Raw genomic sequence first — 18,194 nt, 5'->3', positions numbered from 1 at the left:
GAATAACGACTTACAGAAATTATTTTACTTGATTAAATATTCGTCTATAAACAGATATACATCTCTGGCGAGTAAGTATCTAAAGACGATAAAGGAGAGAGAATATGCCGAATGGCGATGCTGAACCTATAATAAAGATCAGTGGAGCAAATATATGCAGCAAGCTATTACTAACCAAATTATTTATAAAAAAACAAAAAAAGTGTGACTATAAATCAGTCACACTTCTACTTTTCATCCACTTAAGGTTAGAAATCATACCCTAAGGTCAGATAAGCGATGGGTTTACTGACAACTTTATTTTCGAGCCCCCACCCATAGTCGAATTTAACATAATAGCCGAACAGCATCGTACGAGCCCCTGCACCATAACCGATCAGGAAAGGATTCTTGAAATTCGTGACAACTGCTCTGAACGGAATATTACCTCCCCCTACAACTTCAGTATTTAAGCTATTCTGCTGACTAAAAGGCCCTTTACCCGACCAGGCTGTCCCAATATCGGTAAAAGCAACCAATTGTAGATTTCGCAAAAAGTTGGAAGTAATATTGCCGCGATAGAGATACCGAATCAACGGCAACCGAAGCTCAGCATTGAATAACATATGGCTGGTACCGGTTAGCTTACCCTGCCGAAAACCACGCAAAGGGGCAGCAAAATCAAGGAAGAAAACATTCCGGTAATCGTACGGGATTTCGGCAGGTATCGGATTCGGAACCAGCAATGGGTTCGAGGCAACCTGTTCTTTTATCGACGAATTGGCACCAATCCAGTTATCCATACCACCTAACGTGCTCTGCTTAGGCGCGGGGCCACCCGACTGACTGAACGAGAAACGCGTAGCTAATACCAGATCGCGATGAATTTTCTGATAATGCCGTAAATCAATTGACAATCGTCTGAAGCTTTCGGCCGATGACCGCAATCCGGCATATTCTTCGAATTTGATTTTCATTTTGGTGCCGATTGCCATATTCATTCCATTGACCTTAGTATTATCGAACACAAACTCTCCCCGCACTCCGGCATAGTCCGATACACGGTCAGGTTCACTAAATGATGAGAAATCGATCAACCGGGTAATGGCATAGAATGGCGAAACCGTGAAGCGGCTATTTACCGAAATCGGATAAGAGGCCGAAACAGCAACGCGGTTGTAGCGATATTTTTGGCTTAATCCGCTATTATCGACAAACAGGGTGCTCCGGTCTACCCGAGCACCAAAGTCAATCCGATGCGTTAAGTTTGTGTATTCGGCAAACAAATCGCTGTTGCGCAGCGTCGTTGTAATGAACAATCCAGCGCGAAGAACATGGTTTTCGAGCAAGTCAGTTAAGGTAACATCCTGGGAATACCCAAACCCTTTGGCCGAAATTGGGTCAATACGCCAGTTTGAGTTGGCATCATTGACCGTAAACATACCTTTATAAGTAAAAGGCCCTCTGATGGTTATGTTCTCCCGGCGCCGGTTGCGTGGTAAAGTAGTCGTTAATGTAGGCACACCACCAGTTATCGAACGACGCTGTCGGTATTCGGTAGCTTTCAGAACATCAGGATCAAACTGATAGTTGTCCGTGTCTACTTCACCTGGCTCCAGCGCCATTTGACTCACCGAATCCTTGCGAACCACCGTTTCCGCTTGTTTTGCGGCCACGGTATCGGTTTTAGCAACACTGGGTTTTCCGGTTGTATCCGGTTTTGCGGCTCCTGTGCGCCCGGCTATACCCTGAACTTTAGCGTTTCCAGCACCTAAACTCAGGCTGCGTGGCGTAGGCTGGGCATTAACGGTCTGATTTAGATTTAACTGCGATCTGAACCCTATGTATTCTTCGCCATCCTTGAAGCTACTATAAACGAACCCGCCATTGGCCGGATTCAAGTCATATAAACGGATATTTTGCGGAAATGCTGTTACCTGAGCTGTTGCCCCCGACTCTGTATTGAGTCGATACAGGTTTTGAATACCATTGACATCGTTCAGAAAATAGACTACTGTTTCACTGGCCGGAATGGGTTGAACAGCGTGAGAAAGCGAATCAGTAAATCGAACCAGCGATAAGTCGCGGGCACCCCCTTCATGCATGAAAAGGCTCAATCGGTCAGAAATGGCCTTATATGACCCTTTGTCGACACCCAGCGTATCGAGCTTTCTGTTCGAACTAAATACGACCTGCCGCGCCGTACGACCAATAAATTGTGGATCCAGATCGTCGTATAGATCGTTTGTCAATTGCTGATACGAACCTCGATTGATGCTATATAAAAATAAGTCGTTTTGACCACGCCGATCGGCACTCAGAATCAGACTACCACCATCGTCCGAAGCATCGGCAGCAATCACCTGAGTGAGTCCATTTATCTGCCGCTTGAATTGCCGTTTCGGTCGTTTTTCGAAATCGCTAAACTGATACAGATTTGTTTTTCCCAGCTCATCGGTAATGATAAGCAGATTATTCCCTCGTTGCCAGGCTACCAGTGGGGTGCTGGTACGCGCTACCTGCCCATCAAGGCGATATCCTCCCTGCAATACGATTGTTTTCTTACGGTTCGATGTGTTCACTACTTCTACCCGATATTTACCATCGTGTAATGTAGCATAGGCAATGTATTGTTTGTCAGGACTTAATTTCAGACTAGTCAAAAGAACTTCGTCGTCGGTTGAGTTTACTTTAATTTGAAAGTCATCACTTCCTGCTCGGTATGACTGTGCTACGGTATTTGCCATACCAGCATAATAATCACGCCATTCACGCAGGAAACGAGTGTAGGGGACTCCCAATGTGCTGGAGATGCTACTTTGTTCATTGCGAATAATACGGGTCAGATTCAGAATGTTCGACACATTATCACGCCCATATTTCTGCACGATATAGTTCCAGATCGAATGCCCTACCCGCTCAGCTTCTCTCCCACTCAATAGCGACGGCTTTTTAACGGGTCGATTCAATGAAATATCCCGCATATAGTCGTCAAGTTCAACGCTATTCCCTTCAGCAATGTAAGAGGCAATACCGGGCATGAACCAATCGGGCAGCGTTAATAACAGCGAGCTCTGAAGTGCATCTTTTAAACTACCGCCATAAAGCATGTCATAGACAAACAGCATCGACACATCATGAACGATCTGGCGCCGGAAGCTGATCTGATCGCCGGTGAATGCCAACTCCAGACGCGATTTCGACAAATCCTGTTCGCGTCGGTTCAGCCCGCCCTGCGTATTCAGACCAATATTGCTCTGGGCCAGTTCTGACGGTGAGTTAAATAAGAAGATTTTGACCCGGTTATAGGGCGTGTAACCTAACAACTCCGTAATACGATCGAACTCCGACTCGGCATATTGCGCAGTCAGGTTTGCGATCTGGGTGCCATCCTGATAGTAATAAATTTCAAAGTTCGAGGTACGGATAATTTTCCAGTCGAAGGTGCGGTATTGAATCCGATTTTTTCCGAAACGCTCCAGTGCCGGATAGTTTTGTGCAGAGGCCATGCTCAAAATTCCCAGCCACAGCCCTACCAGCAGAATGTATTGATTTCGCATACGATCAAAACAACATTTGACGTCCGATAAAATGACACTGGAAAATAGCCCCAAAAGTCTAAAATCCAATACGTAATCGGCAACGTCCAGATTAACGCTATAATAACGAAACATATCGGCTAATATTCGCTTCTGGCTCAATTTCTTCGCCGTCTAATAAATAACGGGCAAATTGTTCGGCCAGATAGGGAGCCAGCGAAACACCTTTGGTTCCTAAGCCGCCAAAAATCCCTATTGAAGGGTAATTAGGGTGCATACCTACAAAAGGCCGACGGTCTTTTGTGGATGGGCGAATACCGGCATGCTGCCCTACAATTTGATACGGAATTTTTAGAAGAGCCTGAACCTTCGACTCTAAAAACGAACGACCGTCGTCAGTTGTTTGCCAGTCCAGGTCGTGCCAGGAATACGTAGCGCCTACACGCAGCAGCCCATCCCGTATTGGTAAAATAAATACACCTTGATTTACTATAGTCTTAATAGGATAATTTTCAACAACGGCCGTCAGAATTTGTCCTTTCACAGGATTGTAAGGAAGCCAGTTAAATAACGGATTCTCGCGCCCCTGAACCCCATCGCAGAATATAACATTTCCAATAGAAATATCTTTCCACAAAATATCTTTATCCCTAATTATTAAATCATTATATGAAACACTCCCTTCAAAATATTGACTTTTACGAATAAAATATCCTTTTATAATTCGAACAAACTCATTTAAATCCAGCCAACCAGCCTGCCTAACTTCAAGGCCACCATAGGGGTTGTTTATATAGGCACTATATAGCTGATTATCAACACCATGACTTACATAAGGCAGTATTTCAGGCGTAGTCGTGATTGCCAGATAATCATTTTTTTCAGCCTCAGATCGAAACGGACGGTAAATATTCTTAGGATAAAAGAACCGAACGCCCAGTTTCTGCTCAATATCAACATAAAATTGATGGAGAAAGGGGAATAGTTCATCGGCTTTCCAGGTCTGGACGAGTTTACGGCCGGTAAGTGGATTTACAATGCCGGCGGCAACCGACGAAGCCGATGGTAATGCGGGGTCATCGGCCAACAGCACTGAGCAGCCGCGCTGATCCAGAATCCAGGCCAACACCGATCCGGCAACTCCCTGACCGATTATCAGAAAATCAGCAGTCATTCAAGAAAATTTTTAGGTAGCCTAGCATGTACGAGCCGTAGTACCGCACACGGTTGCAGCAACAAATGTAATGGACTTACTGAATTACTTTCCGGCTCTTTTTGCGGTGCAATTCGGCCAGGCGACGGTCGGCCAGTTCGATCACCCAATCGACCTGCTCTTCGATGGTCATGTGCGATGTATCGAGCAGAGTAGCATCAGCGGCTTTTACCAAAGGACTTTCGGAACGAGTTGTATCGATCAGATCACGTTTCTCGATATTTTTTATAATCTCATCCATATTGACCAGCTCGCCTTTTGCGAGAAGCTCCTGTTGACGGCGTTGCGCCCGGATGTACGTTTCGGCTGTCATAAATACTTTTACCTCCGCATCCGGAAATACAGTTGTGCCAATATCCCGGCCATCCATAACAACGCCACGTCGGCGTCCCATTTTCTGTTGCTGCGCTACCATTGCCCAGCGTACTTCCGGAATGGCGCTAACCTCACTGACCAGGTTCGAAATATGCATGGTACGAATCTCATCCTCAACATTTAAACCATTCAGGCAAGTTTGATTTTTGCCCGTCTGATTACTGTAATTGAATGTAATGTGGATTCGTTCGAGGGCCAATTCTACCTCTTTCTGATTAGTAAATGCGATTCGCTCCTGAATAAAAAACAGGGTTACGGCGCGATACATGGCACCGGTGTCAATATAACCATAGCCCATTTTGGCGGCTACAGCTTTTGCGGTTGTACTTTTCCCGCAACTAGAATATCCGTCTATAGCAATTACTATCTTCGGCATGAAGCTTGGTCCGCCGAAGCGGTAATAATATCGGCAAAATAACCACAATTTAGAGGCATAATCAAATTGATGCAGGCGATTCGTACTTAGCAAACTCTAAACTTCTGAGTTAGCAATAGTCTTCTTCCGGAATAAGTTGGCACCTTGCTTAGGCATTCATCTGCCGAAATTCGGAGCGAAGCATGGCAAAAATATGCTCGTCCAGATACTGGTTATTCTTAACAGCCGCTTTCCGGTGTATCGCTTCGTGCCGATAGCCCGAGGATTCCAGAACGCGCATTGAGCCAATGTTGCCTTCGAGCACACAGGCAAAAATCCGGTTCACCTGAAAATTTGTAAAAATATAGTCGGTCATAATTGGAACGGCTTCGCTCATAACACCACGTCCCCAATATTCTTCGCTCAGCCAATAACCGATTTCGGCATTATAGCGATAAATATCATCTTTCACCGTAAAACCAATATTACCAACGGCCTGACCATCTATCTCAATGGCCAGATTATTAGGCTGTTGATACGATTTATTGGAGCGAACCCACGAATGAGCATCGCGAGGAGTGTAGGGGTACGGAAAAAAATCCCGAACATTATTCCAAATGCGCCGATTGCTGGCATGTTGAGATAACGAATCCTCGTCGCCCTCGCGCCAGGGGCGAAGCCGACCAATAGAAAGTTGAAATGTGATCAAAGTAGTGGTCAATGGTGCGCGCGTTTTCCTACAGCAGTAACACTGAAAATTAATAAATGTTAAGTCAAATTTATCCTTATCCTACCGGATTTCACTCCCTGCTTTTCTGAGTTCGTCGGAAAAAATGAGTTGTTGGGGATTGAGTGCGGTAGTTTTGAGCCATCCGATCCGTTACCGCACTCTTATGAAGCTAATTTACATACTTTTTGCACTTCTACTTTCCTAACTATCGGCTCCGAGCAAAACATACTGATGCCCATAGCAATCACCTAACGTACGCTACAAACAACGCATGACTATAGCTTATCAACGAATTGTAAAAAACAGCTAATCGCTCACCCTATGGAATCTGGCAGAACAGCAAGTAAATCCGTTTTTATCGCTACTGACGAGGCTGCAATTCGGCACATATTCGATCAACTGGCCGATGCCTGGAATGCGGGCGATGCCAGTAAATTTGGCAGCTTCTTTACGGACGATTGCGACTATGTCACCTTTGCGGGACAGCACATAAAAGGCCGGCAACAAAACGAACAGATTCATCATGATCTGTTCAATGCCTGGGCGCTCAAAGGCTCAACGATGCACACAGGCCCGGGGTTGGCAACCATAACATTCCTGAGTCCAACCATCGCCCTCACACACTCAACAGGCACCATTCAACTACGGTTTCAGAAGAAACCGCCACCAGATCGGCTCTCGATCCAGACGATGGTCCTGGTTAAAACAAACGGCTACTGGAAAATTCGTGCTTTTCACAATTGCCGTGTTCAGCAACCGGACTTTCTCCAGCGCTTATTGATGAGTTTTAGCAAAAAATAATTATCCCAAAACCAGACAAACCATGAAAACAATCATCATCCTAATTATTGTTGCTTTATTGGCCAGTTGCCCGGTATGGGCACAGTCGGAACAGTATAAACAATCTATGAATCAAGCCATTAGTACGATGCAGACACACAACGAAAAATCGACACCTGCCGATATTCTGGCATCTGCCAATCAGTTTGAACGCATTGCTGGCACAGACCCGAAAGAGTGGTTACCCTACTATTATGCAGGATTAAATTACGTTTATCTGGGTTTTATGGGCAAAGACGAAACCGAGAAAGATAAATACCTCGATCAGGCCGATGTTAATCTGAAAGCGGCAGAAGCTCTCGCTCCCGAAAACGACGAACTAGCGGTTTTGAAAGCATACATTGCACAGGCTCGCATGGTGGTCGATCCCATGAACCGCTGGCAACAATATGGCCCGCTTTTTCAGGCGGGGCTGGCCAAGGCCAAAAGCTTAAACCCCAATAATCCCCGCGCATTTGTACTGGAAGGCTCATCGCTTATGTACACACCGGCGCAGTTTGGCGGTGGGCCCGATGCAGCCTGCCCGGTATTGAAACAGGCCAGCGAAAAATTTGCTAGTTTTAAACCCGCCACCAATCTGTCGCCAATGTGGGGGCAGAAGCAAATTGAGCCCCTGCTAGCCAAGTGTAAATAGCCTTTGCTGACGATTGTTTTTCAGTTGAAAACCCACCTCGCTGAAAACTGCAACCCGAAAAATCGAACCTAAATGACTCGTGAACAATTAATCGGCACCATTGGCAAAAACGGTCGGAGGCTCAATATGCGGGCATCCGAGTTATCCGATTTCGATTTCAGCGGCCTCGACCTTACCCAGGCCGACCTCCGCTTTTCGAACCTGAGCAGAGCCAACTTCAGGGGTGCTATTCTGCGTCAGGCCAATCTGAGCTTTTCGGAACTTAACGGGGCCGATTTCACTGATGCCGATCTCTACGAAGCCAATCTGAGCTTTTGTGGTCTGGTAGATGTAAACTTAACCGGAGCCAATGTAGAAGGGGCAACCTTCAATTTTGCAGGCCGTAGTAAATACGTCCCCGAAAAAGTCAAACCAGAGCCTATTACCTTAACCACCCTGCTCAACAAACCAGGCTGGGGTCTTTTGATCGGTATGTTTCTGGGCGCTCTGCTCATCTATGGAAGCAACGCTGTCATTTATTTTACTAACCTGATCTTTACCGCCAAAGACCCCATATCCGCCGGGCTATACCGGTTTCTGATTGTGCAGAATATGACCGACGGCGCCGTTGTTTTTCTACTGACATGGACACTGTTAGGCTGGCTCACCCAACAGTTTCGGGTTATCTGGCATCGGCATATTATTCTTAGCCTGGCGGTCATCATTAGCTTTGGCGTTGTTAATATGGGGCTCTATTATTTAATGGGTAAACCCTACATCGACGAATTAGTAAAACGGCCAACCGGTATTGAGCAAACGGCTCCCTGGTATATTTATGTAATGGGCAACCTTCTGATTTCCAATATTTTCCTATATGTTTTGCAACAGGGTCGCCAACTAACCCGCAAACTTTCTGAACAGGAAATTCAGCTACTCAATCTCGAAAAGTTGAAAACTCGTGCCGAACTCGATGCATTACAGGCCAAAATAAATCCGCATTTTCTCTACAATGCCCTCAACAGTATTGCCAGCCTGGTTCACGAAAACCCCGATCAGGCCGAAGAAATGACCTTGCTGCTGTCGAAATTATTCCGGTATTCGACGGGCCGAACGGGTGAATTATTTTCGACCCTGGCTGATGAACTCGAAATGGTCCGAACGTATCTTCAGGTCGAGCAAGTGCGCTTCGGGAGTCGACTAACGTTTAGCGTTGACGTGTCTGACGAGTCGCTAAACGAACTACGGCTCCCTCAGTTTCTGTTACAACCCATTGTCGAAAATGCTATAAAACACGGCATTGCCAAACGGGCCGATTCGGGCCGGATCGACGTTCGTATTTATGAGAAAAATGGAGAGTTGCACCTGTGTGTCCACGACAACGGCCCCGCTTTCCCCGACGATATGGAAGGTGGCTATGGCCTGCGTAGTATTCAGGATAAACTCAAGCTCCTCTATGGCGACGATGCACGGGTTGAATTACAAAACTGGCCCTTAAAACAGGTTTTACTCTCTATTCGGATCGCACGGGTGCGCCACGAGCACCCTGTTATGAACTCCAGTACCGACGCTCAACTTTAATACTGATGACTCTTCCGTTAAGAACTATACTTGTCGACGACGAACCACTGGCAATCAGCCGGTTGCGTCGATTATTAACCAAACACCGCGATATATTCGAGGTGATGGGCGATGCCTCGAATGGCGCTGAAGGCTTAACGCTAATTGAAGCGGAACGCCCCGACGTAATTTTTCTCGATATTGAAATGCCACTACTCAACGGTTTTGAAATGCTCTCGCGACTAACGGCAATGCCTATGGTTGTGTTTGCTACGGCTTTCGACCAATACGCTATCCGGGCGTTCGAAGAAAACTCTGTCGACTATCTGCTCAAACCTGTTGAAGCCGATCGATTGGCTCGTACAGCCAAAAAAATTCAGGCAGTAGTGGAACGAAACGATCTGGCCAAAATGGCCAGTAGCCCAATGTCCGACAACCTGATGCGGTTGCTGGCTCAGATGCAGCCAAAGAAAGAAATTTACTCCATTTCGGTGAAAACTGGCGAAAAAATCATTCTGATTCCGCTCTCCGACATTGCTTACTTCGAAGCCGAAGACAAGTATGTCTTTCTGGCGACAATGGATGGGCAAAAGTTTCTGACGACTTATACGCTGACAACGCTCAACGAAAAACTCCCCGATATGTTCATTCGTGTGAGCCGGTCAGTAATGGTCAATCGTCACAAAATAGCGGAAGTCCATAAGCACTTCGATGGCAAATTTATGCTGGCATTGAACGATAAAAAAGGCACCAAACTAACCTCAGGCAGCACATACGGCGAAGCGATCCGACAACTGCTCGAACTTTAACCGTCAATGCTATGAAAGCCTCCACCGAACGAAAAATCATTCGCTGGTTTCATATTCTGGCAAGCGTTCCCATCCTTGGCTATATCTATGGTCCCGTGGCATCGTTGCCCCAACCGGCCTTTGCCGTCAGGTTTGTTATTCTTCCGGCAGTTATTCTTTCTGGTTTTTGGCTCTGGCTGGGCCATTACGTTCGCAAATGGTGGCGCAGCAGTCGCTGGCAAATGCATTAAGGTTGTACTTTTGCCAAAACGTAAGCGTCTATGAGCAAGAAAAATCGCATGGGTGTTGTCTATTCGACCAATCCGGATTTCGCTTATCAATCCGATGAGTCGTCAGAGGCCGAAACCCTGCCCCCAGCACAGCAGAACCTTAAAATATGGCTGGTAAAACCAGGTGGCAACAAAGTAGTTACAACCATTCGTGGTTTTGTTGGAACCGATGTCGACCTTGCCGATTTAGGCAAACAGTTAAAGTCGGCCTGTGGCACTGGCGGCTCAACCAAAGACGGCGAAATCCTGATCCAGGGCGATCATCGCGACAAAGTACTTACATGGCTTAGCAACAAAGGTTATAAGGCAAAAAAAGCAGGAGGCTAAGCAGCTTATAGCAATCCCTGATCAGCGCAAAAGGCTTATGTGCGAATCATTGAATACCACCCATCCATTTTTTGAGCGGCTTTGCTAACAGCAACAGCAGCATGCCAAAACCCAGGCTGAAGTAGGCTACATTCTGAAACATTTGTGGCATCTGCCGGATATTTTCCTCATCGAACCCACCCGCAAATAAGCCCGCGATCAGGTTCCCTAACGATGTACCCACAAACCAAAGGCCCATTAACTGGCTTGTGTATTGTTTAGGAGCCAGCTTGGAAAAAGCACTCAATCCAACCGGGCTCAGAAACAACTCGCCAAGTGTAAAGAACAGGTAAGTAAACGCCAGAAACAAAGGCGATGTTCGCACGCCGGTCAGTGCCAATCGCGATGCTACTACCATGACCACATACGCCAAACCAAGTAAAAGCAGGCTGGTGGCAAATTTGGCCGGGACCGAAAAATCGATCTTTCTGTTTACCAGAAAAACCCATAAGGCCGCCAGAACTGGCGAAAAAATCAGAATGAACGCTGGATTAAGATTCTGAAACCAGCTCGATGGCATTTCCCAGCCAAAGAAATTCAAATCGGTATAGCGGTCGGCAAAGATTTGCAACGATGAGCCCTGCTGCTCATTCCCGGCCCAGAACAGTGCCGATGCCAGAAAAAAGACAAATAGTACGCCAACACGCTTTTTTTCAACGGTATCCAGACCGCCCGCCAGCAGGATATATAAAAAGTAGACGACTGCGGTCAGCGAAATAATGGTGCCCATTGCTTTCGCTAATCCCTGTGCCGTAGTCATATCGAGCACACCCGTCAGTTGCAAACCAGCCAGCAGAGCTACTAGCAATGCCACAAGTACTAACATCGAACGATTACGGCTCGATGAAGCACTGCCTTCCATAGAGGTTTGAACTATGTAATTCCCCCGATCGCCAAGATATTTTTTTCCTAACGTCTGGAATGTGACAATTCCTAAAGCCATTGCTACAGCGGCTGCCCCAAAGCCATAATGCCAGTTAATTTTCTGTCCCAGATACCCAACAATTGAGATGCCCAGCAGTGAACCTGTATTAATACCCATGTAAAAAATAGAGAATGCTGCATCTTTGCGAGCCCCGCCTTCAGGGTAAAGTTCACCAACCAGACTACTGATGTTTGGTTTAAGCAGCCCCGTTCCCATGGCTACCGTACAAAGCCCCAAATAGAACACCCCCGGCCCACCCGGAACCGCCAGAATGATATGGCCTAGCATAATAATGATTCCGCCATAGAAAATAGACTTACGCTGACCCAGCAGGTTATCGGCAATCCAGCCGCCAGGTAATGAGAGCAGATACACTGATGCCGTATAAATACCATAGATTGCAGCTCCGTCAGCTTCGGTCAGGCCAAGCCCTCCCCGAACCTTGTCGAGCAGAAACAGGAGCAGGATGGCCCGCATGCCATAGTAGCTGAAGCGCTCCCACATCTCGGTAAAAAACAAAACGAAAAGGCCCATCGGGTGGCCAAAAAGTGTGGACTCTTTGATAGGCTTCTCAACAGTAGCATCCATGCAGTTAGGTTAATTGGTCTCGTTTGCTGACAAAAAAGTTGTTGAAACAATGCTTCGCTATGGCCTAAATAACGAAAAAATAGTGGTAAATATACTTTCACCCCCTCAAACCCGCAAGAATGCCGGGTTTCAATCTGGCATAAAAACCCATAAATCATCGAACGATTTTTTGCCATTAATTCCCGTAGCGACGTATCCAGTAGAACCAATAGCAAAGCCAACGGCTTTTGTCCGCGATATTCCTTCAAATGAGGCTTTCAAATTCCACGAATCGCCGACCGGGTCATAGGCCCAAAAATCATAGTCGCCCGATCGCTGTGCACAGGCACCCGTCACAAAATATCCTATATTATTTATGGCAAAGCCAACCCCATTAGAACGGGCAATGGATGTTCGTTCGAAACTATGCCGTTCAAACCAGCTATCTTTTGCCGGATCGTACATCCAGAAATCGGTCTGATTTACGCCATTCGTACTACCTGTCCCTAAATACGCCTGGCTATTGACCACAAATGACGCAGCTCCTGTCCGTGCATTTCCACTGAAGTCGGCTTTGCGTTGCCAGGAATCAGAAGCTGGATTATAAGCCCATAGGTCTCGCTGTTCGAGTCCATCAGAGCCGGTTGCCACATAGCCCAAACTATCAATAACAAAACCAACGGCCGATTGCCGCGCTGAGCCACCAAAATTGGCAATCTGCCGCCATTGGTTCGTTAGCGGGTTATATTCATAAAAATCCCGGAGTAAACTATCTTTTGCATCAAGGCCTGTTCCAACATAACCTTTGTTGCCGATAGCAAACCCAACAGCTTCGCTCCGTGCCTTGCCAGGAAAGTTAAGGCCCTGTGTCCAGGTATTGGCGGCATCATCGTATATCCACAGGTCAGCCAGTGCTTCATCGGTCAAATTTAATCCGGTGGTGATATAAGCTTTATGACCAATCACAAAAGCCACCGCTCCCCGCCGGGCCGGACCTTCCAGTTCGGACCGGGCCCGCCAGTCGCCCGGCAAACGCAAAACTTCATTTGGCGTACACCCTATCAGAAACCAACCACACAAAAACCACATAAGACATGCGATTTGCCAACCCTTCATACGCTTAAACCACAGTTAATTGTTTTTATAGGACTCAAAAGCATACGATATTGGTTTCTTAATAGTTTTAAGAAAAGATTTCTTATTTCTGAATACAACCTCGACTTACGAATCATGCTGTTGCCTTTCGATTTCCGGAAAGACCCGTATGTGCAGCTCGATTTTTCGGCTACCAACCCTGATCTGGCCACGCTCGATCTGACCAATACCACAGTCTTTACCGATTATGTATTCAGTAAATTACAGGCTGCCGGTGCGCAGGTGGGCGTTGGCGGCTATAACGAACACCGGGTCATTTATCGACGGAGCAACCATTTTAATACCACAGCAGAACCTCGCGAAATTCATCTTGGCATCGATTTCTGGACCGCAGCCGAAACACCCGTTTTTACGCCAATGGCCGGCGTAGTGCACAGCTTTCGGGACAACGCCAATTTTGGCGATTATGGCCCCACTATCATTCTGGAGCATGTTGTTAGTGGTAACCCACTGTATAGTTTATATGGACACCTGACACGGTCGTCGCTGGATGGCTTGTATGTTGGTAAATCGTTTAGTGCTCATGATCAGATCGGTGCCATTGGCCCCTATCCCGAAAATGGCGACTGGCCTCCACATCTGCATTTTCAGCTTATGACCGATATGCTGGGCTACAAAGGCGACTTCCCCGGCGTTTGCTCACTGCGCGACCGATCAACGTATTTGGCTCTATGCCCTAACCCAAACGACATATTGAGCATTCAGGGGTTATAAGCGTCAAGCGTTTTAGCCAATATTTATAATCTTTTTAGCCCCGTACGATTTCCAATCCTATATATTTGGCTTTCATTCTTTCTTTGCCCTGATTAGGCTGTTTCAGGCAACCCATCATAATCAGACGGTTATTTAGAGGAGATTATTTTCAACACACAATGAACGAACACAGTAAAAGTTTCCTGTATCGGTATCTAAACAATGCCTCACCAACAGGCTTCGAGTCGTCGGGGCAGCAGATCTGGCTCGATTACCTCAAGCCCTATATCGATGAGCATATCGTTGACACCTATGGCACTGCCGTTGGTGTAATAGGGCCCGGCAAAGAGTATAAAGTAGTCATCGAAGCACACTCCGACGAGATTTCGTGGTTTGTGAACTACATTTCCGACGACGGCTACCTGTTTGTTCGGCGCAATGGCGGCTCCGATGCTCTCATCGCTCCCTCTATGCGCGTTAATCTGCACACTAAAAAGGGAGTAGTGGAGGGTGTATTTGGCTGGCCTGCCATTCATGTCCGCGACCTATCGAAAGATACGGCACCTAAAGTTACCGACCTGTTTATCGACGTGGGTGCCGCTACCAAGCAGGAGGTGCTGGATATGGGAATTCACGTCGGGACTGTCTGCACATTTTCAGATGGGTTGACGGAGTTAAACGACCGCTACTTTGTAGGGCGTGCGCTCGATAACCGGATGGGCGGTTTTATGATTGCCGAAGTGGCCCGGCTACTGAAAGAGAATACTATTGAACTTCCATTCACACTCTATGTTGTGAATGCGGTACAGGAAGAAATTGGGCTGCGTGGTGCCGAAATGATTGCCCGGCGGCTTCGGCCCGACCTTGCCATCTGTACAGATGTTACGCACGATACGCAGTCGCCGAAATACGACAAAAAAGAACAGGGCGATCTGAAATGTGGAGACGGTCCCGTACTTTGCTATGGCCCGGCAGTGCAGAACAATGTGCTCGATTTTATGATTGATGTAGCCGAGCGGCAAGCGATTGCGTTTCAGCGACAGGCTGTAAGCCGTTCAACCGGCACCGATACCGATGCCTTTGCTTATGCCACCGAAGGCATTGCCTCTGCCCTGATTTCGCTACCACTAAAATACATGCATACGACAGTCGAAACCGTTCATAAAGACGATGTTCAGAACGTTATTAAGCTCATGTACGAAACATTGCTCGCCCTCAAAGGAACAGAGGATTTTCGGTATATAAAATAACAAACGAGTCGCCAAACGAGCAAAAGATCCGTTTGGCGACTCGTTAATAGGCTTCGTACGTATAGACCGTTACATCATCGATATAATTTCCCTTTTTAACCCGCTTCACAAGCAGTCCACGCTCGTCGTGAACCATTGTTGTATTGGCATTAATCACATTGTTTTTGTTGAAGGAAGTGATACCGGGGTAAATTGCAAAAAAGTTAGTATAAACGCCGGGCGCATCGTCGAACTGAACATCTGATTCTGACACATTCGGCGTCGAAGATTTCGATGTCGTTAGCGAAAGCTTAATGTGTACCGCATTGCCGTTAACAAACGTATAGGAGTAAATATCCCGCTCCAGCAACGGTGGCGGCCCCGACACAATTAACGTAACAGGTAAGTTATCGGCACCGTAGTCGTACTGAAAAGACTGCACAAACTTCAGCGTATTGAAATCGCCAACTGCCTTCGATTCACTGATATACGATAAGCGTCCCTGGCTATCGTAATTAAAAATACGCCGACTGCCAACCACTGCACCACTTGCATCATTGACAGATTGAGTTAATCGCCGGTCGACGTAGTCGATCTGGTTGGGTGTTTTGGCCGAATAATAAACCGTCGTTTGAGCCGAAGGAGTCACTGTCGATAGGTCATCGGCTATGGAGTTGTATTCTTTTACGGATTTCAAACGTCCCAGACTGTCATAGGCATAGAGCATACTCACTTCAAAATCCAATGCCGTTTCCGATGCTCTTATAACACGATACGTCACAATTGGAGCCGGGTCTTTGGAGCCACAGCCAAAAGTTATTCCCGCAACAACAGCCAGAATATACCAAATCCGAATAATCGTTGATGACATGGGCTATGGAGTAAAACAATACGTACTCATTAAAAGCTATAACTTTCTCTACCCTACCTGCTTATCAGTATTCTGACTAGAATATAATTCGCCCGGCAACGTCATCAATCTCCAGCCGAACGGTTCGGCCGATAGGTAATGCCAGATTATAATCCACATGACCAGCCGGAAAATCAAACAATACAGGATAGGTATACCCAGCTATGGCCTCGGCAATTATTTCGAGGGCGTCTTTCCCAAACGGAAGCGATGAACTACCCCGTATGTCCGTAAATTGCCCAACCACCAAGCCCGCCAACTCGGCCAGCCGACCGGCCCGTCGAAGTTGTGTCATCATCCGATCGATTGAAAACAATGTTTCGTCAATATCCTCAATAAACAGAACGGCTCCCGATAAATCCAGATCAGTGGGTGTACTCAGCGAATTAACAAGCATGGTTAGGTTACCGCCAACCAGTGGCCCTGTAGCCCTGCCATATCGGTTCTGCCGATGGGGCGAGACAACATAGTAATCGGGACTTTCGCCAAACAACCACCGACGCACCGATTCGAGCGATTCGGTCCGATTGGGGTGTCCGTATTGCCGGGGCATCAGCCCATGCAGGCTCTCGACACCATGTTTATAAAACTGACTCAATAACACCGTTACATCGCTAAACCCAATTAGCCATTTGGGTTGTTGCTTTAGCTGAGTTAGATCTAACTGATCAACGATTCGATAACAACCATATCCACCACGGGCGGCAAATACAGCCTTTACGGCCGGATCGTCAAACAACCGTTGCAGGTCGTTCCGCCGAAGATCGTCGGAACCGGCAAATGGCCCATCGACAGCCCGTAAGCTATCGCCTTCAATAACATTCAGTTGCCATTCTTCGCGCAAAATGCGCAACCCTTCGGCAACTTCATCGTAAGGGAACCAACTGGCAGGCGCTACCACCCCAACCGTATCGCCGGGGCGCAAAAAAGGAGGAGAAATCAATTTGGTTTTCGGTTTATGGTTTATGGCAGACAACCGCCTTTCTAATTAAGAAAGGCCTCTTCGGTATCGTCCAGTTTTTCCAGATCTAGTTCAACCATACCACGCTGGCCTCCATCGAACATAGGCCTGAATTTTTGCCCCCAAAGCACTTCATCGTACCGATACGAATAACGCCGGTGTACAACCTGCGAAAATGTGTCGTCCATTGCCTGAAGCAAAATTAGAAATTCGGTGTCAGATTCGGCCAGGTCGTCGGGCGTGCAGCCGTGCAATGGACTTTCGTTGGTAATTGGATGCACGAGCGTCCAGTTGGTTGGGAAAAAGACAACTTTGCTCCGTTCCAGTTTCAGATTATAGTACCGGCGATGCCGCGAACCGTCGGCCCGCGTTTCTAACCGCGACATGGTCACTTCCACCTGCACATCGATCAACTGATTGGAGCGGGCATTTATGATCCGAAACATCCAGCCATTTACATCGAGGTAAGGCGAAAATATGGCCCGGCGCGAAAACTTAATATAAGCCGATGGTCGCGAGAAGCGGCCATAGAGCAATCCTGTCACCAGCGCAAACGACAGCAAACCTAGCATCGACTCGAAAGCAGCAACAATACTGGCCAGAAAACTAACCGGAGCAATATGCCCGTAGCCAACCGTGGTTAAGGTTTGCGAACTAAAAAAAAAGGCTTTCCAGAAAGGGCCATAGAACATCTGCTCGGCTGAGCTCTGCAGGTTTTCGGCACCAACCAGCAAGTATAGGCAGGCAAACAGTCCATTAGACACACAGTAGAATAGCAGCACTAATACTAAAAACTTCGCCCAACTCATTGTAATGAGCCGGTTATATAGGTTTAACTGATCCCAGAATGAGCCATTTCTTCGGACCAGATTAAAACTACCATCTCTGTTGATCAACCTCGAATACGTATCGTTGAGTTTTGTTCCAAACCCAAGATCCCGCCGTTTCTCTTCCTGGTCAACCAACTGACTATTTCGACCATGCAGGTTTTTGGGCTGAGTATCAGGTATATTCATGTGTATTCCTAAGTACGTTAAAAAAAATAGATTACCTATCGAATAAGATTAAGAAAACTTTAATTCCCCGGCAGTAAATCGATAAGTATAATT

The 18,194-nt window shown here is 46.9% G+C and carries 17 protein-coding genes; 8 read left to right on the top strand and 9 right to left on the bottom strand.

Annotated features, from left to right (window positions below; genetic code table 11):
• Positions 1-248: 248 nt before the first annotated feature.
• The 4 genes from WBJ53_RS04275 to WBJ53_RS04260 all read right to left on the bottom strand — a co-directional run bounded on the left by WBJ53_RS04275 (position 249) and on the right by WBJ53_RS04260 (position 6,170).
• The gene (locus tag WBJ53_RS04275) at positions 249-3,539 is read right to left on the bottom strand and encodes a hypothetical protein (RefSeq protein ID WP_338874817.1); all 3,291 of its coding nucleotides are present in this window, start codon (positions 3,537-3,539) and stop codon (positions 249-251) included.
• Positions 3,540-3,636: 97 nt separating this feature from the next.
• The gene (locus WBJ53_RS04270; protein ID WP_338874816.1) at positions 3,637-4,692 is read right to left on the bottom strand and encodes an FAD-dependent oxidoreductase; all 1,056 of its coding nucleotides are present in this window, start codon (positions 4,690-4,692) and stop codon (positions 3,637-3,639) included.
• Positions 4,693-4,768: 76 nt separating this feature from the next.
• Positions 4,769-5,482: a (d)CMP kinase gene (cmk, locus tag WBJ53_RS04265; protein WP_338874815.1), complete on the bottom strand. Its 714-nt coding sequence runs from the start codon at positions 5,480-5,482 to the stop codon at positions 4,769-4,771.
• Positions 5,483-5,630: 148 nt separating this feature from the next.
• On the bottom strand, positions 5,631-6,170 hold the full coding sequence (locus tag WBJ53_RS04260) for a GNAT family protein (RefSeq protein WP_338874814.1): 540 nt from the start codon (positions 6,168-6,170) through the stop codon (positions 5,631-5,633).
• Positions 6,171-6,512: 342 nt separating this feature from the next.
• Between WBJ53_RS04260 and WBJ53_RS04255 the strand changes: the two genes are divergently transcribed.
• The 6 genes from WBJ53_RS04255 (at position 6,513) to WBJ53_RS04230 (ending at position 10,606) form a co-directional block, all read left to right on the top strand.
• Positions 6,513-6,992, top strand: coding sequence for an SgcJ/EcaC family oxidoreductase (locus tag WBJ53_RS04255; protein WP_338874813.1), 480 nt, complete (start codon positions 6,513-6,515; stop codon positions 6,990-6,992).
• Between the two features lie 22 nt (positions 6,993-7,014).
• Positions 7,015-7,665, top strand: coding sequence for a hypothetical protein (locus WBJ53_RS04250; protein ID WP_338874812.1), 651 nt, complete (start codon positions 7,015-7,017; stop codon positions 7,663-7,665).
• A 72-nt stretch (positions 7,666-7,737) separates the two neighbouring features.
• Complete coding sequence (locus WBJ53_RS04245; RefSeq protein WP_338874811.1) at positions 7,738-9,222, top strand: histidine kinase; 1,485 nt, start codon at positions 7,738-7,740, stop codon at positions 9,220-9,222.
• A 5-nt stretch (positions 9,223-9,227) separates the two neighbouring features.
• Positions 9,228-10,010: a LytTR family DNA-binding domain-containing protein gene (locus WBJ53_RS04240; protein ID WP_338874810.1), complete on the top strand. Its 783-nt coding sequence runs from the start codon at positions 9,228-9,230 to the stop codon at positions 10,008-10,010.
• Between the two features lie 11 nt (positions 10,011-10,021).
• Positions 10,022-10,240, top strand: coding sequence for a hypothetical protein (locus WBJ53_RS04235; protein WP_338874809.1), 219 nt, complete (start codon positions 10,022-10,024; stop codon positions 10,238-10,240).
• Between the two features lie 30 nt (positions 10,241-10,270).
• Positions 10,271-10,606: a translation initiation factor gene (locus WBJ53_RS04230; RefSeq protein WP_338874808.1), complete on the top strand. Its 336-nt coding sequence runs from the start codon at positions 10,271-10,273 to the stop codon at positions 10,604-10,606.
• Positions 10,607-10,652: 46 nt separating this feature from the next.
• Here the strand turns inward: WBJ53_RS04230 and WBJ53_RS04225 are convergent, their stop codons facing one another.
• Together WBJ53_RS04225 and WBJ53_RS04220 are read right to left on the bottom strand one after the other, a co-directional pair.
• The gene (locus tag WBJ53_RS04225) at positions 10,653-12,158 is read right to left on the bottom strand and encodes a peptide MFS transporter (RefSeq protein ID WP_338874807.1); all 1,506 of its coding nucleotides are present in this window, start codon (positions 12,156-12,158) and stop codon (positions 10,653-10,655) included.
• A 129-nt stretch (positions 12,159-12,287) separates the two neighbouring features.
• Complete coding sequence (locus WBJ53_RS04220) at positions 12,288-13,226, bottom strand: kelch repeat-containing protein (RefSeq protein ID WP_338874806.1); 939 nt, start codon at positions 13,224-13,226, stop codon at positions 12,288-12,290.
• Positions 13,227-13,367: 141 nt separating this feature from the next.
• Here WBJ53_RS04220 and WBJ53_RS04215 point away from each other — a divergent pair, with 141 nt between their 5' ends.
• Positions 13,368-14,006, top strand: coding sequence for a peptidoglycan DD-metalloendopeptidase family protein (locus tag WBJ53_RS04215; protein ID WP_338874805.1), 639 nt, complete (start codon positions 13,368-13,370; stop codon positions 14,004-14,006).
• A gap of 158 nt (positions 14,007-14,164) precedes the next feature.
• Positions 14,165-15,235, top strand: a complete 1,071-nt coding sequence (locus WBJ53_RS04210) for a M42 family metallopeptidase (protein ID WP_338874804.1) — start codon at positions 14,165-14,167, stop codon at positions 15,233-15,235.
• Between the two features lie 43 nt (positions 15,236-15,278).
• Here the strand turns inward: WBJ53_RS04210 and WBJ53_RS04205 are convergent, their stop codons facing one another.
• From WBJ53_RS04205 to WBJ53_RS04195, 3 genes are all read right to left on the bottom strand, one after another.
• Positions 15,279-16,085: a hypothetical protein gene (locus tag WBJ53_RS04205; protein WP_338874803.1), complete on the bottom strand. Its 807-nt coding sequence runs from the start codon at positions 16,083-16,085 to the stop codon at positions 15,279-15,281.
• Positions 16,086-16,161: 76 nt separating this feature from the next.
• Positions 16,162-17,067, bottom strand: a complete 906-nt coding sequence (locus WBJ53_RS04200) for an LD-carboxypeptidase (protein WP_338874802.1) — start codon at positions 17,065-17,067, stop codon at positions 16,162-16,164.
• Positions 17,068-17,108: 41 nt separating this feature from the next.
• Positions 17,109-18,101, bottom strand: coding sequence for an ion channel (locus WBJ53_RS04195; protein WP_338874801.1), 993 nt, complete (start codon positions 18,099-18,101; stop codon positions 17,109-17,111).
• Positions 18,102-18,194 lie beyond the last annotated feature (93 nt).

This window comes from Spirosoma sp. SC4-14 (assembly GCF_037201965.1).
Classification (GTDB): domain Bacteria; phylum Bacteroidota; class Bacteroidia; order Cytophagales; family Spirosomataceae; genus Spirosoma.
This window is presented reverse-complemented; position numbering and strand designations above follow the sequence as displayed.

What these genes read in the sequence shown, in the direction of transcription:
- WBJ53_RS04275 (WP_338874817.1), bottom strand. Translation starts at nt 3,539, where the DNA reads ATGCGAAATCAATACATTCTGCTGGTAGGGCTGTGGCTGGGAATTTTG.
- WBJ53_RS04270 (WP_338874816.1), bottom strand. Translation starts at nt 4,692, where the DNA reads ATGACTGCTGATTTTCTGATAATCGGTCAGGGAGTTGCCGGATCGGTG.
- cmk (WP_338874815.1), bottom strand. Translation starts at nt 5,482, where the DNA reads ATGCCGAAGATAGTAATTGCTATAGACGGATATTCTAGTTGCGGGAAA.
- WBJ53_RS04255 (WP_338874813.1), top strand. Translation starts at nt 6,513, where the DNA reads ATGGAATCTGGCAGAACAGCAAGTAAATCCGTTTTTATCGCTACTGAC.
- WBJ53_RS04250 (WP_338874812.1), top strand. Translation starts at nt 7,015, where the DNA reads ATGAAAACAATCATCATCCTAATTATTGTTGCTTTATTGGCCAGTTGC.
- WBJ53_RS04245 (WP_338874811.1), top strand. Translation starts at nt 7,738, where the DNA reads ATGACTCGTGAACAATTAATCGGCACCATTGGCAAAAACGGTCGGAGG.
- WBJ53_RS04240 (WP_338874810.1), top strand. Translation starts at nt 9,228, where the DNA reads ATGACTCTTCCGTTAAGAACTATACTTGTCGACGACGAACCACTGGCA.
- WBJ53_RS04235 (WP_338874809.1), top strand. Translation starts at nt 10,022, where the DNA reads ATGAAAGCCTCCACCGAACGAAAAATCATTCGCTGGTTTCATATTCTG.
- WBJ53_RS04230 (WP_338874808.1), top strand. Translation starts at nt 10,271, where the DNA reads ATGAGCAAGAAAAATCGCATGGGTGTTGTCTATTCGACCAATCCGGAT.
- WBJ53_RS04225 (WP_338874807.1), bottom strand. Translation starts at nt 12,158, where the DNA reads ATGGATGCTACTGTTGAGAAGCCTATCAAAGAGTCCACACTTTTTGGC.
- WBJ53_RS04220 (WP_338874806.1), bottom strand. Translation starts at nt 13,226, where the DNA reads ATGTGGTTTTTGTGTGGTTGGTTTCTGATAGGGTGTACGCCAAATGAA.
- WBJ53_RS04215 (WP_338874805.1), top strand. Translation starts at nt 13,368, where the DNA reads ATGCTGTTGCCTTTCGATTTCCGGAAAGACCCGTATGTGCAGCTCGAT.
- WBJ53_RS04210 (WP_338874804.1), top strand. Translation starts at nt 14,165, where the DNA reads ATGAACGAACACAGTAAAAGTTTCCTGTATCGGTATCTAAACAATGCC.
- WBJ53_RS04205 (WP_338874803.1), bottom strand. Translation starts at nt 16,085, where the DNA reads ATGTCATCAACGATTATTCGGATTTGGTATATTCTGGCTGTTGTTGCG.
- WBJ53_RS04195 (WP_338874801.1), bottom strand. Translation starts at nt 18,101, where the DNA reads ATGAATATACCTGATACTCAGCCCAAAAACCTGCATGGTCGAAATAGT.